Source organism: Streptomyces sp. NPDC002690, assembly GCF_053592415.1.
Genome location: NZ_JBSFVR010000563.1, coordinates 1 through 3,132 on the forward strand (window position 1 = coordinate 1; position 3,132 = coordinate 3,132).

At 69.2% G+C, this 3,132-nt stretch carries 3 protein-coding genes; all 3 read left to right on the forward strand.

All coding sequences use genetic code 11. The annotated features are described in order from the left end of the window. Positions 1-698, forward strand: a 698-nt coding sequence (locus ACWD3D_RS35180) for an acyl-CoA dehydrogenase family protein (RefSeq protein WP_451464747.1), incomplete at its 5' end; no start/stop codon positions are given. A 461-nt stretch (positions 699-1,159) separates the two neighbouring features. Next, entirely contained in the window at positions 1,160-2,560 is a 1,401-nt protein-coding gene (locus tag ACWD3D_RS35185) for a family 43 glycosylhydrolase (RefSeq protein WP_451464748.1), read from the forward strand. Between the two features lie 316 nt (positions 2,561-2,876). Then, the coding region (locus ACWD3D_RS35190) for a hypothetical protein (RefSeq protein ID WP_451464749.1) at positions 2,877-3,132 on the forward strand (256 nt) is incomplete at its 3' end.

Below are 3,132 nucleotides of genomic sequence, written 5' to 3' on the forward strand. Positions count from 1 at the left end.
ACCACACCGCCGAGGTGGCCGCCGACTGCGGAGCGCTGACCGGCACCGTGCGGGGCGTCGCCGACGCGGCCCTCGCCGACGTGCTTCTGGTGCCCGCCCCCACGGGGCTGTACGCCGTGGAGCGATCCGCCCCGGGGGTGGCGTTGGAGCCGCTGGTCCCGCTCGACCTCACCCGCCCCCTCGCCGGGATCACCCTGGACGGAGCCGCCGCGGTCCTGCTCGCCGGGCCGGAGACCGCGGGGTCTGCCGTACGGCACGGACTGCTCACCGGTGCGGGCCTGCTCGCCTCCGAACAGCTCGGCGTCGCCGAGTGGTGCCTCACCGAGACGGTCAGGTACACGAAGGAGCGGCACCAGTTCAACCGGCCGGTGGGCTCTTTCCAGGCGCTCAAGCACCGCATGGCCGAGCTCTGGCTCCAGGTCGTGTCGGCCCGTGCCGCCGCGCGCAACGCCGCCGACGCACTGGCGACCGACGCCGCCGACGCGCCCCTCGCGGTAGCCGTCGCCCAGGCGTACTGCTCCGGGGTCGCTGTGCGCGCGGCCGAGGAATGCGTCCAGCTCCACGCCGGGATCGGCATGACCTGGGAACACCCCGCCCACCTGTACCTGAAGCGCGCGAAGGCCGACTCGATCGCGTACGGGACGGCCGGCCGCCACCGGGACGCCGTCGCCGAGCTGGTCGAGCTCCAAGCGCCGTAGCCGGGGACGCCGCTGCCGGCGTGCCGGACACCGACGAGGCGGATCCCCGCAGGTCGCCGCCCCTCACGATCCGAGAGGGGCGGCGGCCGTTCGGCCCGTGCGGGAGGAGCCTTCGCGCGGACACCCGTGGCCGTGGGGTCTCTCCGGCTTCGCGCGGATCGCTCTCGCATCGCCTTGCTGTTAGCGCTCACACGCCGAGCACCCCTCGTACTCGTGACGTGCGCCTTTGTGGGAAAAGGGCACGGAGTCGCTGTGGCTGACGCGTGAGGGCCTCTTGACCGGTCGGCTGTTAGCGTTAACAGTCTTGTCATGCCTTTGACATCCGCTCGGTCGATCGCATGAACGAGCAGCTCGCGTTCCGCACCCGCCACTGAAGTCCGCCGGCCCCGCACCGTCACACTCAGGAGTGCACCGTGAGATTCCGCAGAATTCTCAGTGCTCTGATCACCGGGACCGCCTTGATGGCGGCCCTGCTGCTGCCTTCGCCCGCCCATGCGGCCGCGCCCGACTCGCCGGCCGTCTCGTACACCAACCCCCTGGTGAGCCAGAGGGCCGATCCGCACATCTTCAAACACACCGACGGGTACTACTACTTCACCGCGACCGTCCCCGAGTACGACCGCATCGTCCTGCGCCGGGCCACCACCATCCAGGGGCTCTCCAGCGCGCCGGAGACGGTTATCTGGACCGAGCACGCGACCGGCGACATGGGTGCGCACATCTGGGCACCGGAAATCCACTTCATCGACGGCAAGTGGTACGTCTACTTCGCCGCCGGACGCGCGGACGACGTGTGGAAGATCCGGATGTACGTCCTGGAGAGCTCGGCGGCGAACCCGATGACCGGCGGGTGGGCCGAAAAGGGCCGGATCGCCACGCCCATGGACAGCTTCGCGCTGGACGCCACCACCTTCGTGGTCAACGGCTCCCGCTACCTGGGCTGGGCCCAGCAGGACCCGTCCATCGCGGGCAACTCCAACCTCTACATCGCCAAGCTGGCCAACCCGTGGACGATCAGCGGCACCCCCGTACGGCTGAGCGTTCCCACCTACGCCTGGGAGACCGTCGGCTACCGGGTCAACGAGGGGCCGGCCGTGATCCAGCACGGGGGCAAGGTCTTCATGACGTACTCCGCCTCCGCGACCGACAGCAACTACTGCCTCGGCATGCTCACCGCTCCGGCCACCGGCAATCTGCTGGACCCGGCTGCATGGTCGAAGAGCGCCGCGCCCGTGTTCACCAGCAACACGGCCACCGGCCAGTACGGCCCGGGCCACAACTCCTTCACCGTGTCTGAGGACAACAAGAGCGACGTGCTCGTGTACCACGACCGGAATTACAAGGACATCACCGGTGACCCGCTCAACGACCCCAACCGTCGGACACGTGTCCAGAAGGTCTACTGGAACGCCGACGGCACACCCGACTTCGGCGTGCCGGTCGCCGACGGCACCACCCCCAAGCGTCTGTCCTCGTACAACTTTCCGACCTACTTCATCCGGCACTGGGAGTACCGGGCCAAGCTGGAACCGAACGTGACCAACCTCGCCGACTCGCAGTTCCGCACGGTGGGCGGGCTCTCCGGGACCGGCACCGTCTCACTCGAATCCGCCAACTTCCCCGGCTACTACCTGCGTGCCAGGAGCGGCGAGGTCTGGGTGGAGAAGGGCGACGGCACCACCGCCTTCGCGAACAGCGCGAGCTTCTACCAGCGGGCCGGTCTGGCGGACTCGGCGAACGGTGTCTCCTACGAGGCGTATGCGTCCTCGGGGCAGTACCTCCGGCACTTCAACTACCTGCTGTACGTCCAGACCCTCGGAACCGCGGTCGCCCAACAGGACGCCACCTTTTACCAGCAGTGAACCGCTCGGGCCACTCGGAGCGAGGGCCCGGGTACGGGCTCCGGGCATGACCGGCACCCCGCCACGCGCGAGCCGGGCCCGCACGGGCGGGTGGGCGGGTCCGGCATGCCGGTCGTGGAGCCGCCAGGGGAGAGTCCGGGGAGGTTCACCTCGTCCCGGCGCTCTCCGTCAACCTGGCGCGGTCACCTGTGCGGGCGAATTCGTCACCGTCAGTCATCACCCGTACGGCGGGCATGCCAGTCCGCCGAACGGCGCCCGTGCTCCGCCACACTGGCTGCGAAATGCCGCACACCGGGCGCGGCGGAGGAGGCGGGGCATGGTTATTTCCATCTCACTCGTGGTGTTCCTGTTGATCATCGCGATCATCTTCATGCGCAACGGGGGCCTGAAAATCTCGCACGCCATCGTCTGTGCGCTGCTCGGCTTCCTCATCGCCGGCACACGTATGGCGCCCACGATCCACGACGGGATCGTCTCCACCGCCGAGTCGACCTGTTCCGCGTCCGCCCAGTCGTGCAGCAGCTCGCGCAGCAGCTGCCGGGCGACGGAGATCCGTTCCGGTTCGGCCTGCG

Bases quoted from the DNA above. Each gene is read 5' to 3' on its own strand.
- ACWD3D_RS35185 (WP_451464748.1), top strand. From the start codon at position 1,160: ATGGCGGCCCTGCTGCTGCCTTCGCCCGCCCATGCGGCCGCGCCCGAC.